The sequence below is a fragment of the Staphylococcus pettenkoferi genome (assembly GCF_002902685.1).
GTDB classification, from domain to species: Bacteria; Bacillota; Bacilli; order Staphylococcales; family Staphylococcaceae; genus Staphylococcus; species Staphylococcus pettenkoferi.
This window is the reverse complement of record NZ_PPRN01000028.1, coordinates 1-24,535: the sequence shown is the minus strand read 5'-3', so window position 1 is coordinate 24,535 and position 24,535 is coordinate 1. Positions and strand designations below refer to the sequence as shown.

The following is a 24,535-nucleotide window of genomic DNA, read 5'->3' as shown; positions in this document are numbered from 1 at the left end:
ATCGATGTGGCAAAGTTAAACATGAACAAAGAAATCAAGTATATTGAAAAACGGCTCAAAAAGGCCATAGTAAGTAATGATGCTGTGCTCGAAGCAGCTTCAAATCATCTTCTTACTTCTGGTGGTAAACGTGTACGTCCAGCTTTTGTCGTTTTGAGCAGTCAATTTGGAAAATCTATGAGTGAAGATACGTATCGTGTAGCTGTAGCACTCGAACTCATCCACATGGCCACACTCGTACACGATGACGTGATTGATCGCAGTGATAAACGACGCGGAAGATTAACCATCGCTAAGAAGTGGGATCAAAATACTGCTATTCTCACAGGAAATTTCCTTCTTGCACTCGCTTTAGAACACATGTCTGAAATTGAAGATGTTCGTGTTCATCGTGTGATTTCTAGCGCGATAATCGATGTATGTAAAGGAGAACTCTTCCAATTTCAAGATCAATTCAATAGTCAACAGACGATGACCAATTATTTACGCCGTATTAAACGAAAGACAGCTCTACTTATTCAACTAGCGACTGAAGTGGGTGCTATCACTTCAGGTGCTGATGATGAAACGGTACGTAAGTTAAAGATGATTGGTTACTACATCGGAATGAGTTTCCAAATTGTTGACGATATTCTTGATTTCACAAGTTCTGAGAAGCAACTCGGAAAGCCTGTAGGCAGTGATTTACTCAATGGCCATCTCACTTTGCCAGTGTTACTCGAAATGCGTCACAACGTTACCTTTAAATCTCAGATAGAAGCATTGAGTCCTGAGAGTCCTGCCGAAGATTTCCAGACTTGTATTACGACAATCCAAGCATCTTCTTCTATCCAAACAGCTCAGGAAATCAGTGATAAATATTTAGCCAAAGCGGAACACTTAATTGAAACGTTGAACAATGAACACCCGAAATCACTTTTCAAAAAACTCATTCAAAAAATGAGTAAACGCAGTACTTAAGCCCGAAAAAACGTTGAATGCCTAGGGTGAAACTGGTATGATTTAGGTTAGTCAGAAAATTATTTCTATACATATTAGGAGGCAAACGATTATGGAAAGAACATTTCTTATGTTAAAACCAGATGCTGTACAACGTAACCTTATCGGTGAAGTCGTATCACGCATCGAACGTAAAGGATTAAAGCTTGTAGGTGCTAAATTAATGACAGTACCTCGTTCATTAGCAGAAACACATTACTCTGAACACCAAGGTAAACCTTTCTATGAAGGTCTTGTATCATTCATTACTTCAGCACCAGTATTCGCAATGGTTGTTGAAGGTGAAGATGCAGTAGACGTTTCTCGTCACATTATCGGTGAAACAAATCCTTCAGAAGCTGCACCAGGTACAATCCGTGGTGACTTTGGTTTAACTATCGGCCGTAACATTATTCACGGTTCAGATTCAACTGAGTCTGCTGATAAAGAAATTAACTTATGGTTCAATCCAGAAGAATTAAGTGACTACACTGCAAATAATGAAGCTTGGTTGTACGAATAATCACATCAACTAACTTGTTGTGATATGTTAAGAAAGGCTTACAACGTTGTCCATAACAAGCCACTTCTTAGCAAGTTATACTTTTATCTAATAACTACAACTCAGGCTCAAGCCTAGTCATCTGGGTGAGACGTTTAACCTGTACAGGGTCGCCGTCTCGCCCTTTTTTCTATTCCAACTCACTATATGGTAAGATAAAGGTTAACGCGAAAGTTTATCGAATGAGGTGACATAACGATGAGATTTCTAACATCTGGTGAATCCCACGGTCCACAACTTACAGTGATCATCGAGGGAGTTCCTGCAAATTTACAACTGAAAGCAGAAGATATTAACAAAGAAATGTTTAAACGCCAAGGCGGTTATGGTCGAGGGCGTCGCATGAAGATTGAGAAAGACGCGGTGGACATTGTCTCAGGTGTACGCAATGGTTACACACTGGGAAGCCCGATTACTATCGTCGTGACTAATGACGATTTCACACATTGGCGTAAAATTATGGGCGTCGCGCCGATTAGTGAAGAAGAACAAGAGAATATGAAACGTGTCATTACGAAACCAAGACCCGGTCATGCAGATCTCATCGGAGGAATGAAGTACAACCATCGCGATTTACGTAACGTCCTTGAACGTTCTTCCGCTAGAGAAACAGCTGCACGTGTAGCAGTAGGTGCTGTAGCTAAAATATTATTATCACAATTAGGAATTCATTTATATAGTCGTGTCGTCGAAATTGGTGGAGTAGCAGACCAATCACTTTATGACCTCGAAACTTTAAAAGAAGGTGTCGACCAAAACGATGTACGTGTCATCGACGAATCGATAGCGCAGCAAATGCGTGATAAGATTGACGAGGCGAAGAAAGCTGGTGACTCTATCGGCGGTGTAGTACAAACTGTTGTAGAGGGCATGCCAATTGGAATTGGTAGTTACGTTCACTATGACCGTAAACTAGATGGGCGCATCGCTCAAGGAGTAGTGAGCATTAATGCTTTCAAAGGTGTGAGCTTTGGCGAAGGTTTTGACGCAGCTCGTAAACCAGGTAGTCAAATTCAAGATGAAATCCTATATAGCGAGCAAGAAGGCTTCTATCGCGGTTCTAATCACCTTGGAGGACTCGAAGGAGGCATGTCCAATGGGATGCCAATCATCGTTAATGGCGTCATGAAACCCATCCCTACACTCTATAAGCCACTCAATTCTGTGGATATTAACACTAAAGAAACATTTAAAGCGTCTATTGAACGCTCAGATAGTTGCGCAGTCCCAGCAGCAAGTGTGGTAGCTGAACATGTAGTTGCATTTGAAATTGCGAAAGCGATTCTCGAGGAATTTCAAGCCAACCATATGTCTCAACTCCTTGATCAAATTCAAGAACGTCGTCAACTTAATCAAACCTTTTAAAGTAAAGCAGGTGACACTATGCAATTAACTACGACTTACCCTGATCGCAATTATCCTATCGTGATCGCACATCACGTACTCAATCAACTTGGTGATTACATTAAAGATTATAAAACTGTCTTTTTATTTGTGGATGACCATATTTACCGTTTATGGTCAGAACGTATTCAGTCTATTGCTAAAAAGTGGGATATACAGGTTTACCCATTACCAGCAGGCGAAGAAATGAAGACGCTTGAGCATTATAATCAAGTGATCGAATCTTTATTAGCGCATCAAATCACGCGTAACACGTGCATTCTTGCGATGGGTGGGGGTGCTACAGGTGATTTTTCCGGCTTCGTTGCATCGACGCTATTGCGCGGTGTCGATTATATTCAAATTCCGACGACACTTTTAGCGCATGATTCAAGTATCGGTGGTAAAGTAGCGATTAATTCGAGTCACGGTAAGAATTTGATCGGTGCATTTTACCGACCAAGTGCAGTGCTGTATGACTTAGACTTTCTACAAACGCTACCGTATAGCGAAATATTGAGTGGCTATGCTGAAGTGTATAAGCATGCGTTGTTAGACAGTACACAGGCAGTTCAAGATGTGGAAAATGCGTATCCAAATCAACAGGCGTTAGCTGAAATGCAAGACATCGACAAGTATTTGTACAGCGGTGTGGAAACGAAATTAAAGTTCGTCATTGCGGATGAGCGTGAAAGTGGTGTGCGGCAATATCTTAACTTAGGCCATACATTCGGGCATGCGGTAGAATATCGCTATCATCTTCCACACGGTCATGCTGTAGCGATCGGTTTACTCTATCAATTTATCATGTCTAATCTTATATGTGACTCAGGGTTTGATATTACGCATTATGTACGTTATTTCCAACAGTTAGCGTACCCGCTTCAACACATCAACGAGTTTGAATTCGAACCGCTTTATCAATTGATGCTCGTCGATAAGAAAAATAATGATCAAGGTGTTCAAATGGTGTTGCTCAAAGCCGTGGGTCAACCGACGACACATCATGTAACGAAAGCTGAACTTGAACAAGCATTCGCTGAATTGCAGAAAGTAACTAAAGAGTAGGTGAGGAACGTGGCAGATAATGAAACGATAAATATTAAAGGGCCTTTAAGAGGTGATCTCGAAGTTCCAGGAGATAAGTCAATGACACATCGCGCGATGATGCTCAGTTCTCTGGCACAAGGTGAGTCAACTATCTATAAGCCGTTATTAGGCGAAGATTGTCTTCGGACGATGAAGATCTTTCAGCAGCTCGGGGTTGATATTGAAGTTAAGAAAGATCGCTTAGAGGTGAATTCCAAAGGTTATGCACACTTCCATACGCCTCATCAGGTTCTTTATACAGGTAATTCTGGCACGACGACACGTTTAGTAGCAGGATTATTATCAGGGTTACAAATTGAAGCCGTGCTATCGGGAGACGCTTCTATAGGTAAAAGGCCCATGGATCGTGTTATTAAACCGCTTTCCCAAATGCAAGCGCGTATTCACGGCGTGGACAATAACTTTACGCCATTAATCATTCAACCGGCAACCTTATCAGGCATTGATTATGAAATGCCTGTAGCTAGTGCTCAAGTTAAAAGTGCTATCCTATTCGCTGGATTATTTGCACAATCAGCGACTCAAATTACAGAAAAAGCTTTGACACGTAATCACACTGAGACGATGTTCACACATTATCATATACCGATAGAAGTCAATGGTAAGGTGATAACTCTACCATCTCAAGCCATTCAGCACATTCAAGTAAATGATTTCCATGTGCCTGGCGATATTTCATCAGCTGCATATTTCATAGTCGCAGCTTTAATTATTCCAGGAAGTGATATCGTCATTCACAATGTTGGTATTAACTCGACACGTTCCGGTATCATCGATATCGTTCAACAAATGAAAGGAAACATTGAACTTTTTAATATTACTGAAGGACCAGAACCTACTGCGAGTATTCGTGTCCGTTATACTGAATCTTTACAAGGCATAGATATTCAAGACAGTATGATTCCTAGAGCAATTGATGAAATACCCATTATTGCGTTATTGTGTACGCAAGCACAAAGCACGAGCCGCATACGCAATGCTGAAGAATTAAAAGTCAAAGAGACAAATCGAATCGATACGACGGTTTCTGAACTCAATAAATTGGGCTTTGATTTAACGCCAACAGAAGACGGAATGATCATTCGTCCATCTCGACTCATTCACAACGTTCCAGTGGATAGCCATACAGATCATCGTATTGGTATGATGCTTGCTATAGCATCATTATTGACCGACGAAGCATTGACGATTGAACGTTTTGATGCCGTTAACGTGTCTTTCCCTGACTTTTTAACACACTTACAAAACTTGAAGAATGAGGGGTAATTATGCAAGAGATTTACAAACTAATTGATGATATCAATATGCAGAAGCTTGATAATTTAGATTCAAGAGTGAATGAGGTCCTAACAACTTCAAACGATGATGCATTGTTTATCCTAGGTGAAACACTTTACAATTTCGGGCTGACACCTCAAGGGTTAGAAGTCTTCCGCACACTCTATCATAAATATCCTGACGAAAGTGAAGTCTTAATCTACTTTATCGAAGGTTTAATGGCGGAAAATGAAACGGATGAAGCGCTCGAATATTTAACTGAAGTTGAATTGTCCCCAGAACGTCTGATGTTGGAAGCTGACCTCTATCAACAAATCAACATGATTGAAGTAGCGATTGATAAGCTAAATCAAGCGATTGATCTTGAGCCTAACGATCCAATCATCCATTTCGCTTTAGCAGAGCTACTCTTTTATGACGGTCAATATTTACGCGCAACGAGCGAATACGAAACTGTACTTGAAACAGGGGAGTATGAAGTCAATCATGTGAATCTCTTCTCACGTTTAGCAGTATGTAGTTTACAAAGTGGTAACTACACAGATGCGATTGAACTCTTCGATGAGATGAGCGAAGAAGAAATGGATTCTGAGGATTACTTCAAGAAAGCTATCGCTTATGAGAAAAATGATTTAATACAAGAAGCGACGAAACTCGTGCGTACGTTATTATCTAAAGACCCTGACTTCATGCAAGGGTATCTCTACTTACAACATTTATATTCAGAAGAAAAGAATTATCCAGATGCCATTGAAATCGGAAACGAAGGCTTACGTTTGAGTCAGTTCTACAAAGAATTGATGGTGGCAACAGGTACGTTAGAATTAGAACACGGTGATGCCAATGACGGCGTTGAACACTTAATTCAAGCATTGGAAGTAGATCCTGCATATCACGAACCTGTGCTTGTACTCAGTGACTTTTACCGTCAAGAAGAAGATTATGAATCTATCATTAACCTCTTATCCTATGTGGACGAAGAGGATCTTGATCCAGTGTTTGAATGGCATCTCGCAGTGGCGTACGGTCATGAAGAGCGTGACAAAGAAGCACAACATTTCTTCAAACTGGCTTATCCAACACTTAAGACGCAATCCGCATTCTTAGGCGATTATTATTTCTATCTTATCGAAATCGGTCATGTAGAAGAGGGTCGTGAAATTCTAAATCGCTTACTCGAGCTAGATCCAGCGAATGAAACTTGGCACGAGGAAGCTGAGCGCATACAACAGTAATAGTTGATAGAGTGACGTGTGCGTAAAAAAACAAAGTTTAAGAGATCCAGCAACAAGTAAGGCTATGTCTATCATAATTGCGCAATATAGGCTGCTCGATAGTTGAGCTGTTTCGCAATAAAGGAGGTGTGGGTATGAATCAATTAACACGGTTTAAAGTCAATTACATTGAATATTTGCTGTTTAACTATCACTTCAAATCACGAATCAGTGTATGGGTGCTTAACTATATCAAAGCAACGCCAGAGTTACTTAGCCAAGTACACTTCGTGGATGAAATGATTCCGTCTCATCCCACCCTTGAATTAAGTATGGAAGGTGCAGATGATCAAGGGATTCGTTTTTCAAATGATTATTCTACGCTCATTAATACGAACGAAATCTTTTACGAAATCACTTCGGAGCTAGAGTCATTTGATATCAAACTCCATTTCCCACAAGATGCAGTCAGGGACTTACGGTTAGATGAGTTACTGTTACAACAGCTCTTACACTCACCGCATTATCAATCCTATACTCAAGATATTCAACGCTTGAATTTGACTACACAACGAGAGCAATTGATCATTGATTACTTGAAAGATAATATTGATTTAAGTTTACAATTAAACGAACGTGAACTCTTTTTCCAATTCTCACATTTACTCAACCAATTCTCTTTACGTTCACTCAATTCGTCATCAGGAGACTAATATTATGGTTTATCAAACGATTTGGTTTCATCTACTGTATTCTAAACGCATGCTTGGGTTGCTATTCATCTGCAACTTAGCTGGGACCATTTATGGCTATATTTGGTACAAAGATCAACTTGCGCACGCACCTTGGTTGTTTAAATTATTTGTGCCAGACAGTCCAACAGCTACTTTATTTCTGACTCTCATGCTTGGCCTTTATCTGTTAGGAAAAAGGTCTACCGTCGTCGAAGCGCTTGCTTTTACAAGTTTATTTAAATACGGTATATGGGCAGTAGCCATTAATTTGATACTCATGATTAATTACGATATGTGGACGATTACTGGTATGTTGTTGATGCTATCACACGGTATAATGGCGCTTGAAGCTATACTGTTGAGTCCGAGGATGCGCTTTAGTGGGTTAGGTCTTATCATTGCAGTATTTTGGCTATTCCATAATGACGTGATTGACTACGTTTTTTTACAATACCCGGTTTATCCATTTATCGCTTCACACTTAAATCTGATTGCTTATTTCACATTTTGGTTAAGTGTCAGCGCTATCATTCTATACATTGTAATGACGCGTTACGTAGGGGAGCAATTAGTTGACCGGTTTAAAGGAAGTCAGTAAAATAATGATTAAGGAGTGAGTATTTTGTCTTTTATTTATATGATTATATACTTTATCGTCCTGATGGTTATTCCATTATGGGCACAACACAAAGTGAAGTCGAACTACGAAAAATACGCGCAAGTGCGCTCAACTAGTGGTAAGACAGGTCGTGAAGTCGCACTCGAAATCCTTCACGCCAGTGGTATTTATGATGTCGAGGTTGCGAGAGGAGAAGGCTTCCTAACTGACCATTACGATCCAAGTAAGAAAGTCCTTGTCTTATCTCCACAGAACTATGATCGCCCATCAGTAGCTGGTACAGCGATTGCGGCCCACGAAGTCGGTCACGCTATTCAACATGCGGAAGGTTATTTCTTCTTAAAATTCCGTTCAGCGCTCGTACCACTTGCGAATATCGGTAGTAACTTCGGTTATTTATGTATCCTTGCTGGTATCATTTTAACTGCCTTTGTACATTCACCACTCGGTTCAACAGCAATGTGGATCGGTGTGGCATTGTTCTCACTCGCGGTACTCTTCTCAGTGATTACATTACCAGTTGAATTTGACGCAAGTAATCGTGCGATGAAACAAATTCAACGCTTGAACATTGTGAATGAGAAAGAGCACAAGCACGCGAAGAAAGTACTATCTGCTGCAGCAATGACTTACGTTGCATCAACTGCTGTAGCTATGGCCGAACTCGCAAGATTTATCTTAATGGCGCGTAATAGTGAATAACCTTAAATAGCTTATCAATGAATACTGAGCCGTCCCGTTCCTTAGCGTTCTGGGACGGTTCTTTTTTATCGTTCAATGCGGCGCATTTTCAGACGTGCTCTATCTACATTTCTTTTTTAAATTCCACATATAGTTCTTCGTAAAATGCAAACCTACTAACCAATCTCACCTGAAGTGCCTATATTTTCGAACCTTAATATACCCTTAAAGTCATTGCATGAATAATGCATCGACACTCGTTTTAAGCTATACTAGATAAGAAATCTGTATTAAATCAAGGAGCGAGTTTACATGAAGACGATGTCAGAAATGCAACAGGAAGTGGATGAGTATATCAGCCAATTTAAGACCGGTTATTTCTCACCACTCGCACTTCAAGCCCGTCTCACTGAAGAGGTTGGAGAGTTAGCTAGAGAGATCAATCATTATTATGGTGAAAAGAAAAAGAAATCGACAGAAGAAGAGAATACGATCGAAGCTGAACTAGGTGATAACCTGTTTGTCTTATTATGTATCGCCAATTCACTAGGGATCGATATGACACAAAGCTTTGATGAAACGATGAAGAAATTCAATACTCGTGATAAAAATCGTTTTGAACGTAAATAATATGTAGAGCCGTTAAGAGAGATAAAGGAGGGCCCGCGTATGAAGATAGGTATCACATGCTATCCTTCGATGGGTGGTTCAGGAATTATAGCAACTGAATTAGGAATTAAACTTGCCGAACGAGGCCATGACGTGCATTTCATCACGTCTAACATACCTTTTAGAATACGTAAGCCGCTTCCAAATATTACATTCCATCAGGTCGAAGTGAATCAGTATGCCGTCTTTCGCTATGCACCGTACGATATCACCCTCAGTACTAAAATCGCTGAGGTCATTGATGAATACGATCTAGATATTCTGCACATGCACTATGCTGTGCCTCATGCAGTTTGTGGTATATTAGGCAGACAAATGGCGAAGAAGAAAGATGTTAAGATTATGACCACCTTACACGGTACTGATATCACCGTGCTCGGTTATGATCATACGTTGCGAAACGGCATTAAATTCGGTATTGAACAAAGTGATCTCGTTACCAGTGTCAGCAATGCTTTAGCACAACAAACCTATGATATCGTACAACCTGATAAAGACATAGTAACAATCTATAATTTCGTTAGAGAAACGGAATTTGAAACGAAACATGACGATTCGTTGAAATCATATTATAATATTCATCCTGATGAAAAAGTACTGATCCATGTATCCAACTTCCGGAAAGTAAAGCGTATCGATACGATTATTGACACTTTCGCTAAAGTCAGAGCAGAGCAACCAGCTAAATTACTCTTACTCGGCGATGGACCAGAACTCATGGATATGAAAGCGAAAGCACATGAGATGAATCTCCAAGATGACATTCTATTTTTAGGTAAGCAAGACTGGGTAAGCGCGTTCTATCAAATGGCTGATTTAGTATTATTACTCAGTGAGAAAGAAAGCTTCGGTTTAACTTTACTTGAAGCTATGAAGACAGGTGTGGTACCTATAGGATCTAACGCTGGCGGTATCAAAGAAGTGATTAAACATGGCGAAACTGGTTATATCGTCGACGTAGGTGACAGTGATGCAGCGAGCCGTTATGCGTTGAAACTCCTTAACAATCCAGAGTTATATCAACGTCTGCAACACAATATGTTGGCAGATATCGAACAGCGCTTCGGTTCTGAACTCATCACAGATCAATACGAACATTATTATCAACAGTTAATCGAGGGAGTTTATGACTAATACGTTATTTGAACAAGCGAAACCACTTTTAGAACAGTTAGAACATCACGGCTACCAAGCTTATTACGTTGGTGGCTGTGTTCGTGATTATTTAATGGAGCGTCCTATTCATGATATTGATATCACGACAAGCGCTACACCTGACGAAGTCGAAGTACTATTTGATAAGACCATTCCTGTAGGCAAGGAACATGGGACGATAAATGTCGTTTATCAAGGTGAGAATTATGAAATCACAACCTTTAGAGCCGAAGCTGAATACACTGATCACCGTAGACCCAGTGAAGTGTATTTCGTGCGCGAGTTGTACGAAGATGTCAAACGACGTGATTTCACAATGAATGCACTTGCGATGGATACAGATTATCAATTGCATGATTACTTTAACGGGCGTACAGATATCCATCACAAGCTGATTCGTACAGTAGGAGAGGCGCAAGAACGTTTTGATGAAGACGCATTACGTATACTTCGCGTATTGCGTTTTCAAGCACAGTTAGGTTTTGATATCGAACAAGCAACTTATACTGCAATGAAGGCGAATTGTTCATCTCTTGAGTATCTTTCTGTAGAACGTGTGGTCGTCGAGTTACGTAAGTTGTTATCAGGTGATGAAGCGTCGAGAGGTTATCGCAATATGGTAGGTATGAAAGCTTTCAATTATCTGCCTTATTTTAACCATTATGATATGGACAAGATGCAAGTCGTTGAACCTTTAGCATTCACTACATTTCTAGCGATACTGAATGTACAGCAACCGCTTGAGATACCGCTTGCACATCTTAAAATAAGTAATGACGAGAAAAAAGAAGTTGCAAAATTAACAGCTATGATTCAAGCACTCCCGTCACTAACTACGAAGAAACAACTTCGTACATATATTTATGATTATGGCGCCAAAGAAGCTAAGATGTGTTTCCTTTTACAAGAATCACTCATAGCCAACGATATCGCTGCCGCTTCGCCACTCATATTTAATATGCAAACGATAGAAGAGATTGCACAACAACTTCCAATTCGCCAACGTAACGAACTTGATGTAACAGGTAAAGATTTAATGTCTCATACAGAGCTTAAAGGTGGTAAATGGGTGAAACATGCACTCAGAGAATTAGAACTCGCTGTAGTTAATGAACAGGTCATCAATCAACAGAAAGCATTATTAGAATGGATGGATCAACATGTCAAAATACAGTAAAGATGTTATACAAATGTTATACGTACACCAATCAGAATATATCTCCGGTCAATATATCGCAACACAACTCAGCATTTCACGTACAGCTGTGAAGAAAGTCATTGATCGTTTGAAAGAAGAGGGATGCCACATCGAATCAGTCAATCAGCGTGGGTATCGCTTAATTGATTTACCAGACAAATGGTATAGTGGAATTGTACTTCCATTGATTCAGCAACAAGATTGCTTCGACCACATTGAAGTTCACTCAACCGTCGATTCAACTCAATTACTCGCGAAACAATTGTTAGTCGGCAACAATGATTCCTATCTCGTGTTAAGCGACGAACAAACGAAAGGACGCGGGCGTTTCAACCGCCCTTGGAACTCGTCGAAAGGGAAAGGACTATGGATGTCACTCGTCTTGAGACCTCAAGTGCCATTCTCAATGATCACGACTTTCAATTTATTTATTGCTTTAGGTATAAGAGATGCGATTCAACCTTTCTCACTCGATCCAGTAACGGTAAAATGGCCGAATGATGTCTATATCAATGGACGTAAAGTCTGTGGTTTCTTAACAGAAATGGTTGCGAATAATGATGGTATTGAAGCTGTGATATGTGGTATTGGGATTAATATGAACCATCATGCTGAAGATTTTGAGGACGAGTTGAGCACTAAAGCCACAAGTATGCGCCTACACGCGAATGAGAAGATTAATCGCTATGCATTCTTACAACGTTTAATCACACAAATTAATTATCGCTACAATCAATTTGTGAAACAACCCTTCAGCGATATTCGAGAAGAATATATCAAAGCTTCAAATATTTGGAATAAATCTTTAAGATTTACAGAAAATGATGAAACAATTGATGGACGAGCAATTGATATTGATCAGGATGGTTTCTTAATCATCGAAGATCAACAAGGCCAACAACGTAAATTAATGAGTGCAGACATAGAGCTTTAACACAGAGAGGAGGGACACTCTATGCAACCTTGCTATGCCGTGGTCGATTTAGAGACGACCGGAAACCAGCTAGAGACGGATGCCATTATTCAAATTGGAATCACTTTCGTTCGTAATAATGAAATTATCGATACGTATCATTCAATGGTCAATACGAATATTGAGATTCCTCCTTTCATTCAAGCTTTAACAGCCATTGAACAAGAAATGATTGATCAAGCACCTTATTTTAAAGATATAGCTCAAACGGTACATGCGAAGTTGCAAGATTGTATCTTCGTGGCACATAACGTTGCCTTTGACTTGAACTTTATTCAACGCGCTTTTAAGGACTGTCATATCACTTATAAACCTAAGAAAGTGCTGGATACACTTGAACTATTCAAGATTGCTTTTCCTACAGATAAAAGTTATCAACTAAGTGAGCTTGCTGAAAGACACAATATCGCCTTGGCGCATGCACATCGTGCGGATGAAGACGCAACGACGACAGCTCAACTGATGATTGCTGCATTTCACAAACTAGAGCAGCTCCCTGTCGATACGTTAAAGCAGATTTATTATTTAAGTAAAAATCTCAAATACGATTTGCACGACATCATCTTTAACTTGGTCCGTCATAGCAATCAAACTACGATTTCCAAAGACTTTGAGCAATTCGAGCAAGTTCTATATCGTAAGCAAGTGGATTTCAAAGCACCTTCAAAGCCTGCGATCCACTCGCTCAAATCGTTATATGAACAAGTGACTGCAGCTTTAGATTTGACTTATCGACCTCAACAATTATATTTAACAGAGCTCATCTTAGAGCAGCTCATGCATAGCGATAAAGCGATGATTGAAGCGCCACTCGGTAGTGGAAAATCCCTCGCTTATTTATTAGCGGCTTTAATGTACAACTTTGAAACAGGTCAACATGTAATGATTTCTACAAATACGAAGTTGCTGCAACATCAATTATTAGAAAAAGATATACCTAAACTTAAAGAAGCGCTAAATTTAAAAATTAATGCGTCTATGATTAAAAGCAAGAAAGATTACATTTCTCTTGGTTTAATCAGCGAAATTTTAAAAGAACCGTCAACGAACTATGAAGTGAATATTTTAAAAATGCAACTTCTCATCTGGGTTACTGAGACACAAACAGGGGATATTCACGAGCTCAATCTCAAGGGTGGTCAAAAGATGTACTTTGATCAAAAGATTGAGACGTATGTACCTGTTAAAAATGACTTACATTATTACAATTACATCAAACGTAATGCGCATAATATTCAAATCGGTATTACGAATCATGCTCATCTTATTCACGCATCTCAAGATAATGCCATTTATCAACTTTTTGATGATTGTATCATCGACGAAGCACACCGCTTACCTGAGTATGCATTAAATCAAGTCACAACGACGCTAAGTTATGCTGATGTGAAGTATCAACTCGGTCTAATAGGAAAGACAGAGAATGAGAAGATGCTTTATGATGTGGATCAACTCGAGCAACAACGCATACTAGAGAAATTAGATATTCCACCGATTGATGTCTTTGGCTTGAAAACTGATATTAATGAACTTCATGAGTTAAATGAGGCACTTTTCACAGAAATCTATAATTCGATACTTCCAGAGCACATGTATGACGATGAAACACAGAAACTGCACTTCGTTTATGAATTTGATACAGAGTCAATTCAAGAGAAGATTAAGCTCATCATTCATAAACTGAATATGACTCTAGAATATTTTAACGGCATGAGTCATAAGATCATTAAGAACTTCCGTAAACAACTTCTGTATATTAACGATCAATTTAAAGCGATTTATCAAAGTTTGAAAGATCAACACACTTGTTATCTGTCGCTTAAAAATAAATATGAAAAATCAACAATTCAGCTGCATGTTAAAGACTTTGCAGTGAAAGATATCTTGAAATCTCAAGTTCTTGATAAATTTAAAGCTTTAACATTTATATCTGGTACACTGACATTTAATCATTCGTTTAAGCATTTTCAACAGTGGTTTAATACAGACAAACCGATGAAAAGCTATGAAATAGACGCACCTGCGTTGTCTTCGAAGAAACGTCCGACTGTCTTCATACCCAATGATGTAGCAAGCTATAATCCTCAAAGTACTGAAGATTATATTCACTCCATGATTAACTACATCGTGTCTTATGTCACACAAGTAGAATCTAAGTGTCTCATACTATTCACCAGCTATCGTATGATGTATGCGGTTTACGAAATGCTCTATGATTTACCAGAATTTGAGGACTACATTCTGCTCACTCAACAGCAGAATCAGAACTACAAAGTGGTACAGCAGTTCAACAGCTTTGACAAAGCGATCTTACTTGGCACAAATACGTTCTTTGAAGGATTTGACTTTCAAGCGAACGGGGTAAAATGTGTGATGATTGCCAAACTACCATTCATGAATCAACACAGCACGCGTTATTGGTTAATGCAATCTGAATTTGACTCACCATTTAAAGACTACATTCTGCCTGATGCAGTAACGCGTTTTAGACAAGGTTTAGGCCGCTTGATCCGTAGTGAAGATGATCAAGGTATTATCGTATCGTTCGATAATCGCTTAACAACGAGCAACTATCGTAAATTCTTCACACAGGCGTTAGAAAGCTACCATCAACGTCAGGGCAATATTAAACAGTTTGAAAAAATTCTATCAAAGTTAAGGAATAAATAATAACTTTAAGATAAATAGTGCGCCGAGAAAGGAGGGAGATAAACGTGGATAAGTACCAATTAAGAGAGCGTCCTGTTGTGATACACAAAGCATTGTTAGATCATTACAACGAGTTAGGTATCAATGAAACGGATTTCGTCATACTCATTAAGTTATTGTACGCTGCTGAAACGTCAAATAAGCAACCTTCAATCGAAGTCTTACAACAAGGTACTACTTTAGCTGCTAGAGAAATCACGGCTATTATTCAACGCTTAATACAATGCGAACTTCTTGAGTTAAACGTAAATAAAAATGAAGAGGGTAAGTTCACAGAGTATATGAATCTCGATCCATTTTACGATAAGCTCAGTCAGGTGATCGAAGCCACGCAACTTACTCAAGCTGAAGATGAAGCGAAATTGCAATTTAATACGCTCTTTCAACGAATTGAACAAGCCTTTGGACGTCCATTATCTCCTTATGAAATCGAGACGCTGAATCAGTGGATAGATATTGATCAACACAATTTAGAAATTATTCAAGCAGCGTTAAATGAGGCTGAGAGTCATGATAAGCTCAGTTTCAAATATATGGATCGCATATTACTCAATTGGAAGAAGAAAGATGTTAAGACTGTGGAAGAATCTAAAAAGGTGAGTCAACAGTATCGACAGCCTCAAATGACCCACAAAGTTAAAAAAATACCGAAGTTTGATTGGTTAAATGGAGAGAGTAAAGATGGTAAGTAATAAGAAAGCGTTACAAATGATAGATGTCATTAGCGACATGTTTCCTAATGCTGAATGCGAACTGAAACATGACAATCCATTTCAGCTGACGATTGCAGTTCTCCTTTCAGCTCAAACGACAGATAATTCCGTGAATAAAGTCACAGCAAAGTTATTCCAAAAGTATCATACAGCTGAGGATTTCTTACAAGTGCCTCAAGAAGAGTTAGAGAATGATATTCGTACTATTGGACTTTATCGCAACAAAGCGAAAAACATTCAAAAGCTATGTCGTTCGCTTCTTGATAAGTTTAATGGGGAGATCCCGCGAACTCATAAAGAGCTCGAAAGTCTTGCCGGTGTGGGGCGTAAGACAGCCAATGTCGTGATGAGTGTTGCCTTCGACGAACCTTCCTTAGCCGTGGATACACACGTTGAACGTGTCTCTAAACGTCTTGGTATTTGTCGTTGGAAAGATAATGTGCGCCAAGTTGAAGAGAAACTCTGTAAAGTCGTGCCGCGTGAACGTTGGAATCGCACGCATCATCAACTCATCTTCTTTGGTCGCTATCACTGTCTTGCTCGTACACCCAAATGTGATGTATGTCCTTTATTTGATGATTGTAGAGAAGGGCAGAAACGCTATAAAGCGAAGTTAAGAGAGGCGAAATAAAGTATGATTAAGAAAGCGGACTTCGAACAACTTGAAGCGCAAATCGACCCCTACGTAAAACAGAAACAACTGAAATCTTCTGAAGCTCAACAATATTTAGATCAGTATTTAGAGTTAATCCTGTCGTTTTTTAAAATGATTAATGAGGTCGACGCTATCGACTTTGACCACTTAGAGGATTATCCTGTCGTTCCTATGAACTTCAAAGAACGTTATGATTATATTCAAATGCGTAAATACCACTTTATGGGTTATCGTCAAATGAAGACGATGAAAGATGAGCTCATCAAAATGAATGCGTCGTATCAAATTCGTCGCAAGAGAGAGAAAAAAGAATAGCATGCTTATGTAATTTGAAGTTAAGTAGCTTAATAGAAAAAGTTCACAAACTAAAAAATAACCCTTCAGTTATTTCAATTAAGAATTAACTGAAGGGTATTTATTATGCTCTCATTTAATTATGATGCTTTGAAGAAATCAAAGACTGAATTTAAATGGAACAATCTTGTTAGTGCATTGCCACCGTTGTTACCAGTTTGTTGACCTGTCTGTTGTTGATTACCTTGTTGTTGCTGACCTGTCTGTTGTTGACCTTGGCGATTAGAGCTATTTGAGCTATTAGAGCTGCTTGAGTTGCTAGAATTACTATTGCTACTAGAACTACTGCTACCTTGGCCGTTTGGTTTCTGACTAGTTGTATTACCGTCAGGATGGTTTGCAACAGAAAGGCTATCTTTAGAGTCACCAGATACAGAGCTAGGTTTCTTAAAGTCTTTGCCATCTTTAGGTGAAATGTCACTCATAACATCACGTAAGAGGAATTGTGGATATTCTTGCTCACTGTGACCAACGAATGAGTTCGTACCACCTTGTTTAATTTTATTGAAGCCCATCCATACAGACATGCTGTATTTTGGAGTGAAACCGTTAATCCAAGTATCAGGTGCTGCGTTATCTGGTAAACCATATTTCGCTTGAATATTAGGGTCGTAGTTGTTTGTACCTGTCTTAGCAGCAAGGTTAACACCGTCTACACCATGATTGTAAGCTGAACCGTATGCTTCGAATGTACCTTTCAGCATTTCAGCTAACATGTAAGACGTGTAGTCTTGCATTGCTTTATGACTTGTATGGTCGTATTCGATCGTATCACCATTCTGCTTAACGACTTTCTTGATTGAGTGTGCGTTGTTGTATTCACCGCCATTAGCTAATGCTGCGAATGCAGAAGCTAATTGAGTAGGTGAGAATTCTGAAGACGCACCACCAAGAACGTCTGGCGCAGTTGGATTCTTCTCATAATCAAGTCCGACTTTAGATGCAAAATCTTTCGGAGCACTTTCACCGGCATTCTCTTTCGTTTGTTGCCAAGCTTTAAGCGCTGGGATGTTGAAACTTTGACGTAATGCGTCATACATCTTCACGAGACCGTGACCATTCGTGTCATAGTTTCGGAATGTCGTACCATCCACTTGATAAGAAGATTCGTCTTGGATACCGTGATTTGTTGCCCATTGCATGTTTTCAATTGCTGGTCCGTAAGCTAAGAATGGCTTAAGTGATGAACCAGTAGGGTGAGCATCTGTCGCTTGGTTACGATCAACGATATCTTTGAAATGACGTCCACCTGAAATAGCGACTAGGGCACCAGATTGGCTGTCTACGATAGAAGAACCAACTTGTTGGTCATCGTTCTTGTAGTAATTACCGTTATCAATACGGTTCTGTAACGATTTCTGTACGTCGGCATCCATGTTTGTATAGATCTTAACGCCACTGTTTAATACATCACCGAGGTTTTTACCTTTGAATTCTTTGTTGTTCATTAACTCAGATTTCACAAAGTTGATGTATGAAGCATACTCTGGATTCTTATCTTCGTCTTTAACTTGACGATCCTCTGCACTACGTTTAACCAAGTTCTTCTGTAGTGACGTTTCTTGTGCTTCTTTCTTCTCTTTATCAGAAATTCTATGGTGACGAGCCATGAGATATAGCACAACGTCTTTACGATGTTCCGCTTGTTTAGGATGATCGTAAATATTGTTAGAGTTTGGAACTTGTGGTAAACCTGCGAGGTAAGCTTCTTCAGCTAAGTTTAAGTCCTTCAAGTCTTTGTTGAAGTAGTATTTAGCTGCTGCTTTGATACCAGTTACACCATCAGAGTAGTAAATCTTGTTCAAGTACATTTCGAAGATTTCATCTTTACTGTACTCTTGTTCAAGACGATAGGATAGGTATGCCTCTTGCGCTTTACGACCAATTGTCTTCTTATCAGTTAAGAAGGAACGTTTCACAACCTGTTGCGTTAAGCTGGAACCACCTTGGGCACCAAAGCCACCAGTGACGTTACTTAACGCCGCTTTGACGAAACGTTTATAGTCGATCGCACCATGTTTGTAGAAGCTGTTATCTTCTGTTGCCAGAACAGCGTTACGCATGTTCTCTGGAACATCATTCAACTTCACGTGTGCACGACGCTGACCATTATCCAAGGTCTTCATCAGATTGCCATCTTTATCATAAATCTTCGCTGGGATATCATCTTGCAGTTTCGATTCGGTAAAAGCAGGTGCTTTCCATGCATAGTAAGCAAAAAGCAAGATACCTACGAGTGCTAGGATGATAAACGCGATGATGATAAAGCCGATAATCTTGATAATCGTTCTCTTGATGTTTCTATTCTTTTTTTGATTGGACTTCCCATTGTTCTTATTAGATTGAGAAGTCCCTTTCTTTTCCGTCATACGCGGTCCTCACTTTCATCTAATATCAACTTATCTACAGCTTCGAGGTAATTCAATCTCGGTTGATACTGATACGGAATATAGTAACTATTTTCACGCATTTCTTCAACCTTAATCGACTTTTTCACTCCATTTTTATATCTCTCCCAGAAGTATTTGAACTTCGAGAAAGGTAGGAGATAGACCTCGTTAAGCGTCTTAAAACGAATGAGTAAAAACACCAGACCATGTTGTAAATAACACGCCTGCATATGATCAACTTGGTGGTCGTGAATATTACTTAATGGAAAGGAAGTCTTGTTCTTTGTCTCTTTCGCTTCAAAGTCAATATAATAACCTTTATAGATTCCATTGTAATCTGTGGTTGACGGTGTTCTGAAATAAGCTTCGTTAATCACAGCCTTACTACGCTTAGGATAATGAACATTGACAATTTGAACGGGCGTCGGTTTCTTATGTATTACCGCACGACCTTCACGCAAATAGTATTTGTTCGAACGTTCAATATCCTTCTCAAGCGTCATACCTCGGCCACCATAGTCAATGTTACTATGTTGCTTAGGCTTAGAACGTCCGTCTTGAGTCTTATTTCTCAAAAATGGCTTCCCATTTGGATAATTCATCATTGTCACCACTTTTAATAGTTAATCAAAACTTTACTTATTATACATTAAAAATGCGTGTTTTCCAAATCATCTCGCCATACCACACTTAACAAGGACGATGCTTACGCTATCTCTGTAATTCAATGGTGAGTTTAAATTAACTATATTTGAGATGAATCATGTCTTAGGTTGAGCATTCTCAGGTTGTTGCGACGCATCTCCTCTCATTATTTTACCTTTAAAATCAACTTTAAACAAATACATCTCGGCCTAGAGTGCGACATGACGTGGAACTGAGGAATGTGATAAATTAAATGAAGTAGGTGATTTAATTGTACGAACTCATCAATCAATTTCTTGATGAACTCCAATACATGGAACAGCGTTTCAATACAGTGAAACATGAGCAGGAAGAGGATTCATTCTATAGTATAGTGTTACCGTACGCTGAACATATTGATGCACTCATAGCAGACTTAAAAACGTATCAAAATGTAATTACTCAGAAGGTGAATTACTTTAATGAATCCAAATTCTCTTTACTCATTTCAAATCTTCAAGACTTGTCAGTAGAGTGTCACTTCGCACGAACAAGCCGCAAACTCTTTAATGAGAAATTAAAGGCCGTGCGCTATGATTTAAATCAAATTAAACGAAATGGTGAATGCAATGATTAAGACGATTTACGTAACAGGATATAAATCATTCGAACTAGGCATCTTCAAAGATGACGATCCGGCAATTTATTACATTAAAGCATTCCTTGAACGTCGTCTAACTGCGTTGATAGAGGAAGGTTTAGAGTGGGTATTGATTCAAGGTCAAATGGGAATTGAGCTCTGGGCAGCCGAAACAGTCATCCAACTTAAAGAGACGTACCCAGAGGTGAAACTCGGTATTGTCACGCCATTTGAACACCATACCGAGCGTTGGAATGAGACGAATCAACTCAAGTACATGCAAATCACTGAACAAGCAGATTTCGTCGATAGCGTGTTTCATGAGGGATACCAAGGCCCATATCAGTTTCAACGCACAGATCAGTTCATGTTAGATCACACAGACATGACACTTCTAGTTTATGATGATGAGAGAGAGGCCACACCAAAGTTTTTCAAGAAGAAGTTAGTTGATTTTATGGATAAAACGAATTATACTTGTAACATTGTTACACTCGACGATTTGAGCGAGTTCGTGAACGATTTGCAATGGGAACAAAGCGATTTTTAACAGTGGAATAGACCGTAGCAGAAAGGTCGTCGATTCCATTGCATGGCTCGATTATGTGATAAAGATAAGGTATGAGGACAAGCATACTTTAAAAGTGAATGGGTAATATAATGTTATATGCAATTTAATATTAGGACACACCTATTTAGCGACATGCATGAAAGCATACGTGGAACGTTCAACTCTACATCATCTTTATTCGATGTATATTGACATTTCGCGTGAGAAGATCTCGCTAAAGTAAAGCTATATAAATGAGAAATAGATAACAAGGTGTCCTAATTTTTTGATGAATATTATAAATGAGGTGAGAGATATGTCAGATGTATCTTTAAAGCTTACTGCAAAGGATATTTATGAAAAGGACTTCGAAAAAACAATGACACGTGGTTATCGTCGTGAGGAAGTGGATGCTTTCTTAGACGATATCATCGCTGATTATCAAAAAATGTCTGATCTTAATAGTGAAGTCGTTAAACTTTCAGAAGAAAATCATAAACTAAAGAAAGAACTTGAAGAATTACGTTTACGCGTTGCTACTTCACGTCCACAAGAGAATAAAAGTTTCTCTTCAAATAGTGGCAATAACAACGTGGATATTCTTAAACGTTTATCTAATTTAGAAAAAGCAGTCTTTGGACAAAAGAAATAATACTTATGTGAACCAGGTTAGTTACGTACAGTAAAACATGCATAAACGCGAGTCTAAGTGCAATCAAATCTAGTGATTGTCGTAGACTCGCATTTTATCTGATTGATGTATGTCTATTGTGAGTGACCCAGTGAAATGGTATAATTTGAAAGATGGTATTTAGGGTAATCGCTATAGCAATATAGAGGAAAGTCCATGCTCACACAGTCTGAGACGACTGTAGTGTTCGTGCTTGATGAAATCATAAGTCAAGGCAAATAATTGACGGCAACGAAATAATCTAAGTCGACAGATAAGATTAGAATAGTTTGAAAGTGCCACAGTGACGTAGCTTTTGTGGAAACACAAAAGGTGGAACGCGGTAAACCCCTCGAGTGAGCAATCCAAATTTGGTAGGAGCACTTGTTAAGCGGAATTCAACGTATTAACGAGGAGATGAGTCATATACTCATCTCAGACAGATGATTACCACCGGAGTACAAGTGTAACTAGTGCACGTAGCAGTACGATGGTACAGAACATGGCTTATATAAATACCATCACTAGTTGATCGCTCTCCTGTATGCTCAGGAGAGCTTTTTTACATATAAGAATAGCTATTATCGCATATTCAATCCCCGTCACATTTGATAATATAACTATACAAGAAGAGATAAAGGAGCGAAATCATGTACCAATTATTAGCAGTCTGTCCGATGGGTCTTGAAGCTATCGTCGCACGCGAAATTCAAGATTTAGGTTATGAGACGACAGTGGAGAACGGACGTATATTCTTTGAAGGTGATGAAGAAGCGATCGCGAAGTGCAATTTATGGTTGCGTACTGCCGATCGTATCAAACTTGTCGTAGGGCGTTTTAAAGCTACCACATTCGAAGATTTATTTGAAGCTACTAAGGCATTACCTTGGGAAACGATCATCGAAGAGGGCGGTCAATTCCCGGTACAAGGTCGTAGTGTGAAGTCTACATTGCACAGTGTTCCAGATTGCCAGGCGATAGTTAAAAAGGCTATCGTAGAACGTTTAAAGCAAGCATTTAATATTAAAGGCTGGATCGATGAAACAGGTTCTAAATATCCTATTGAAGTCGCTTTGTTGAAAGATGAAGCCTTACTCACGGTCGATACTTCTGGTTCAGGCTTGAATAAAAGAGGTTATCGTGTCGCGCAAGGTGAAGCGCCACTGAAAGAAACGTTAGCTGCAAGTCTAGTGAAACTCGCGAACTGGACAGGTTCAACACCTCTCATCGACCCATTCTGCGGTTCGGGAACTATTGCAATTGAAGCATGCTTGATTGCTCAAAATATTGCACCAGGCTTCAATCGTGAATTTGTCTCTGAATCGTGGGAATTTATGCCTGACGATATGTACGACAAACTCAGGGCTGAAGCAGATCAAGCTGCAGATTACGATAGAGAAGTTGAAGTGTATGCTTATGATATCGATCCAGAAATGGTCGAAATCGCTAAGCGAAATGCAGAAGAAGTGGGGCTTTCTGAAATTATTCAATTCAAAGTTAAAGATGTTAACACGCTATCTATCGATCATGACGACCCCGTCGCTTTAATAGGTAATCCACCCTATGGTGAACGTATCGGAGATCGTGAAGAAGTAGAAACGATGTATCGTTACATTGGAAAGCTAATGAAAGCTCATCCACATCTTTCTGCCTATATCTTAACGAGTAATAAAGAATTCGAACATCTTGTAAACCGTAAAGCTACAAAGCGTCGTAAGCTCTTTAACGGTTATATCGAATGCACATATTACCAATATTGGGGTGCTAAAAAGTAATCATTTAAAGGAGGGCCTATATGCACAATAACGAAATGAAAAAGGGCATATTCTTTGCACTATCTGCCTATGTTTTATGGGGCATCTTGCCACTCTATTGGCATTTAATTCACGGTATAGGACCTTTTGAGATTCTCGCATTTCGTATCGTCCTATCGATGATTTTCATGCTCATCGTTGCGATTGTCTCCAAACAAACGCATTTCGGTTCAGATGTGAATCAACTTTTCAAACATCCTATACAACTCATAGCGATTATCGTCGCGGGTTACGTGATAACGATTAACTGGGGGACATTTATTTGGGCCGTCAACAACGGGCACGTCTTACAAACGAGTCTCGGATACTATATCAATCCTCTCGTGAGCATCTTACTCGCGCTCATCTTCTTGAAAGAGCGCTTTAATAAGTTTGAGTGGTTAGCCATCATTCTCGCGTTCGTTGGCGTCGTTTACATGACAATTCAAGTCGGCGAGTTCCCATTGATATCTTTATTACTCGCTTTCTCATTTGGCTTTTACGGCTTGATTAAAAAGGTAGTACCGATGAACGCTATCAGTAGTATCACTATCGAATGTATCGTGACTGCGCCGGCAGGTCTCATTTATTTATGGGTGATCTGGCAACAAGGTCATATGACATCTGGACTCAACATGCCAACATTCTGGTTATTATTCTCAGGTGCCATAACAGCAATTCCACTCATCTTATTCTCTGCAGGTGCACAACGTATCCCGTTGTCATTAACAGGATTTATTCAATATGTAGGTCCAACGTTAATCTTTATACTCGGTATCTTTGTGTTCAAAGAACCGTTCGATATTCATCAGTTCATCACCTTTGTCTTTATCTGGGTCGGTATTATCGTATACAGTATCTCCCCTGTCTCTTATACACATCT

General features: G+C 39.3%; 24 protein-coding genes and 1 other RNA gene. 23 read left to right on the top strand and 2 right to left on the bottom strand.

The genetic code is table 11. The features are described from left to right. Positions 1-6: 6 nt before the first annotated feature. The 17 genes from CD126_RS05780 (at position 7) to CD126_RS05700 (ending at position 16,946) form a co-directional block, all read left to right on the top strand. Complete coding sequence (locus CD126_RS05780) at positions 7-960, top strand: polyprenyl synthetase family protein (RefSeq protein ID WP_169931252.1); 954 nt, start codon at positions 7-9, stop codon at positions 958-960. A 91-nt stretch (positions 961-1,051) separates the two neighbouring features. After that, positions 1,052-1,501 carry a nucleoside-diphosphate kinase gene (gene ndk / locus CD126_RS05775; protein WP_002472168.1) on the top strand — a complete coding sequence of 150 codons (450 nt, stop codon included), beginning with the start codon at positions 1,052-1,054 and terminating at the stop codon, positions 1,499-1,501. Positions 1,502-1,738: 237 nt separating this feature from the next. Then, positions 1,739-2,905 carry a chorismate synthase gene (gene aroC, locus CD126_RS05770; RefSeq protein ID WP_049405188.1) on the top strand — a complete coding sequence of 389 codons (1,167 nt, stop codon included), beginning with the start codon at positions 1,739-1,741 and terminating at the stop codon, positions 2,903-2,905. Positions 2,906-2,923: 18 nt separating this feature from the next. After that, the gene (aroB, locus tag CD126_RS05765) at positions 2,924-3,991 is read left to right on the top strand and encodes a 3-dehydroquinate synthase (protein WP_049405187.1); all 1,068 of its coding nucleotides are present in this window, start codon (positions 2,924-2,926) and stop codon (positions 3,989-3,991) included. Between the two features lie 9 nt (positions 3,992-4,000). Further along, on the top strand, positions 4,001-5,299 hold the full coding sequence (aroA, locus tag CD126_RS05760; protein ID WP_103370173.1) for a 3-phosphoshikimate 1-carboxyvinyltransferase: 1,299 nt from the start codon (positions 4,001-4,003) through the stop codon (positions 5,297-5,299). Between the two features lie 2 nt (positions 5,300-5,301). Continuing rightward, positions 5,302-6,546, top strand: a complete 1,245-nt coding sequence (locus CD126_RS05755; protein ID WP_049405185.1) for a tetratricopeptide repeat protein — start codon at positions 5,302-5,304, stop codon at positions 6,544-6,546. A 134-nt stretch (positions 6,547-6,680) separates the two neighbouring features. After that, entirely contained in the window at positions 6,681-7,238 is a 558-nt protein-coding gene (locus tag CD126_RS05750; protein WP_049405184.1) for a YpiB family protein, read from the top strand. Between the two features lie 4 nt (positions 7,239-7,242). Then, entirely contained in the window at positions 7,243-7,857 is a 615-nt protein-coding gene (locus tag CD126_RS05745) for a DUF1405 domain-containing protein (protein ID WP_103370172.1), read from the top strand. Positions 7,858-7,881: 24 nt separating this feature from the next. Continuing rightward, positions 7,882-8,580: a zinc metallopeptidase gene (locus CD126_RS05740; RefSeq protein ID WP_049405180.1), complete on the top strand. Its 699-nt coding sequence runs from the start codon at positions 7,882-7,884 to the stop codon at positions 8,578-8,580. Between the two features lie 291 nt (positions 8,581-8,871). Continuing rightward, positions 8,872-9,189 carry a nucleotide pyrophosphohydrolase gene (locus CD126_RS05735; RefSeq protein WP_002472157.1) on the top strand — a complete coding sequence of 106 codons (318 nt, stop codon included), beginning with the start codon at positions 8,872-8,874 and terminating at the stop codon, positions 9,187-9,189. 39 nt (positions 9,190-9,228) lie between these two features. Then, positions 9,229-10,362 carry an N-acetyl-alpha-D-glucosaminyl L-malate synthase BshA gene (gene bshA / locus CD126_RS05730; RefSeq protein ID WP_103370171.1) on the top strand — a complete coding sequence of 378 codons (1,134 nt, stop codon included), beginning with the start codon at positions 9,229-9,231 and terminating at the stop codon, positions 10,360-10,362. Beyond that, positions 10,355-11,560, top strand: a complete 1,206-nt coding sequence (locus tag CD126_RS05725) for a CCA tRNA nucleotidyltransferase (protein WP_103370170.1) — start codon at positions 10,355-10,357, stop codon at positions 11,558-11,560. The genes bshA and CD126_RS05725 overlap by 8 nt, the downstream gene beginning before the upstream one ends. Then, positions 11,544-12,515, top strand: coding sequence for a biotin--[acetyl-CoA-carboxylase] ligase (locus tag CD126_RS05720; RefSeq protein WP_103370169.1), 972 nt, complete (start codon positions 11,544-11,546; stop codon positions 12,513-12,515). The genes CD126_RS05725 and CD126_RS05720 overlap by 17 nt, the downstream gene beginning before the upstream one ends. Positions 12,516-12,536: 21 nt before the next feature. Further along, positions 12,537-15,224 (top strand): helicase C-terminal domain-containing protein, encoded by a 2,688-nt coding sequence (locus CD126_RS05715; RefSeq protein ID WP_049405173.1) that lies wholly within the window; start codon positions 12,537-12,539, stop codon positions 15,222-15,224. Between the two features lie 44 nt (positions 15,225-15,268). Further along, complete coding sequence (locus CD126_RS05710; RefSeq protein ID WP_049405172.1) at positions 15,269-15,955, top strand: DnaD domain-containing protein; 687 nt, start codon at positions 15,269-15,271, stop codon at positions 15,953-15,955. After that, a complete protein-coding gene (gene nth / locus CD126_RS05705) occupies positions 15,945-16,607 on the top strand; it encodes an endonuclease III (RefSeq protein WP_049405169.1) in 663 nt (220 codons plus the stop codon). The genes CD126_RS05710 and nth overlap by 11 nt, the downstream gene beginning before the upstream one ends. Positions 16,608-16,610: 3 nt before the next feature. Beyond that, complete coding sequence (locus CD126_RS05700; RefSeq protein ID WP_049405168.1) at positions 16,611-16,946, top strand: YpoC family protein; 336 nt, start codon at positions 16,611-16,613, stop codon at positions 16,944-16,946. A 119-nt stretch (positions 16,947-17,065) separates the two neighbouring features. On the opposite strand, the gene CD126_RS05695 is transcribed toward CD126_RS05700, so the two are convergent. Both CD126_RS05695 and recU read right to left on the bottom strand, forming a co-directional pair. Continuing rightward, positions 17,066-19,354 carry a transglycosylase domain-containing protein gene (locus tag CD126_RS05695; RefSeq protein ID WP_049406051.1) on the bottom strand — a complete coding sequence of 763 codons (2,289 nt, stop codon included), beginning with the start codon at positions 19,352-19,354 and terminating at the stop codon, positions 17,066-17,068. Next, the gene (gene recU, locus CD126_RS05690; RefSeq protein WP_002472148.1) at positions 19,351-19,977 is read right to left on the bottom strand and encodes a Holliday junction resolvase RecU; all 627 of its coding nucleotides are present in this window, start codon (positions 19,975-19,977) and stop codon (positions 19,351-19,353) included. The genes CD126_RS05695 and recU overlap by 4 nt, the downstream gene beginning before the upstream one ends. A gap of 314 nt (positions 19,978-20,291) precedes the next feature. Here recU and CD126_RS05685 point away from each other — a divergent pair, with 314 nt between their 5' ends. The 6 genes from CD126_RS05685 to rarD all read left to right on the top strand — a co-directional run. Further along, a complete protein-coding gene (locus tag CD126_RS05685; protein WP_103370168.1) occupies positions 20,292-20,636 on the top strand; it encodes a DUF1798 family protein in 345 nt (114 codons plus the stop codon). Then, positions 20,629-21,189 carry an SLOG family protein gene (locus CD126_RS05680; RefSeq protein WP_049406054.1) on the top strand — a complete coding sequence of 187 codons (561 nt, stop codon included), beginning with the start codon at positions 20,629-20,631 and terminating at the stop codon, positions 21,187-21,189. The genes CD126_RS05685 and CD126_RS05680 overlap by 8 nt, the downstream gene beginning before the upstream one ends. A 316-nt stretch (positions 21,190-21,505) precedes the next feature. Then, complete coding sequence (gene gpsB, locus CD126_RS05675; RefSeq protein ID WP_002472140.1) at positions 21,506-21,841, top strand: cell division regulator GpsB; 336 nt, start codon at positions 21,506-21,508, stop codon at positions 21,839-21,841. Positions 21,842-21,997: 156 nt separating this feature from the next. Further along, an RNA gene (rnpB, locus tag CD126_RS05670) (RNase P RNA component class B) lies at positions 21,998-22,374 on the top strand. A gap of 135 nt (positions 22,375-22,509) precedes the next feature. Continuing rightward, a complete protein-coding gene (locus tag CD126_RS05665) occupies positions 22,510-23,634 on the top strand; it encodes a THUMP domain-containing class I SAM-dependent RNA methyltransferase (protein ID WP_049406056.1) in 1,125 nt (374 codons plus the stop codon). 20 nt (positions 23,635-23,654) lie between these two features. Next, positions 23,655-24,535: EamA family transporter RarD (rarD, locus tag CD126_RS05660; RefSeq protein WP_103370167.1), on the top strand; the 881-nt coding region annotated here is incomplete at its 3' end.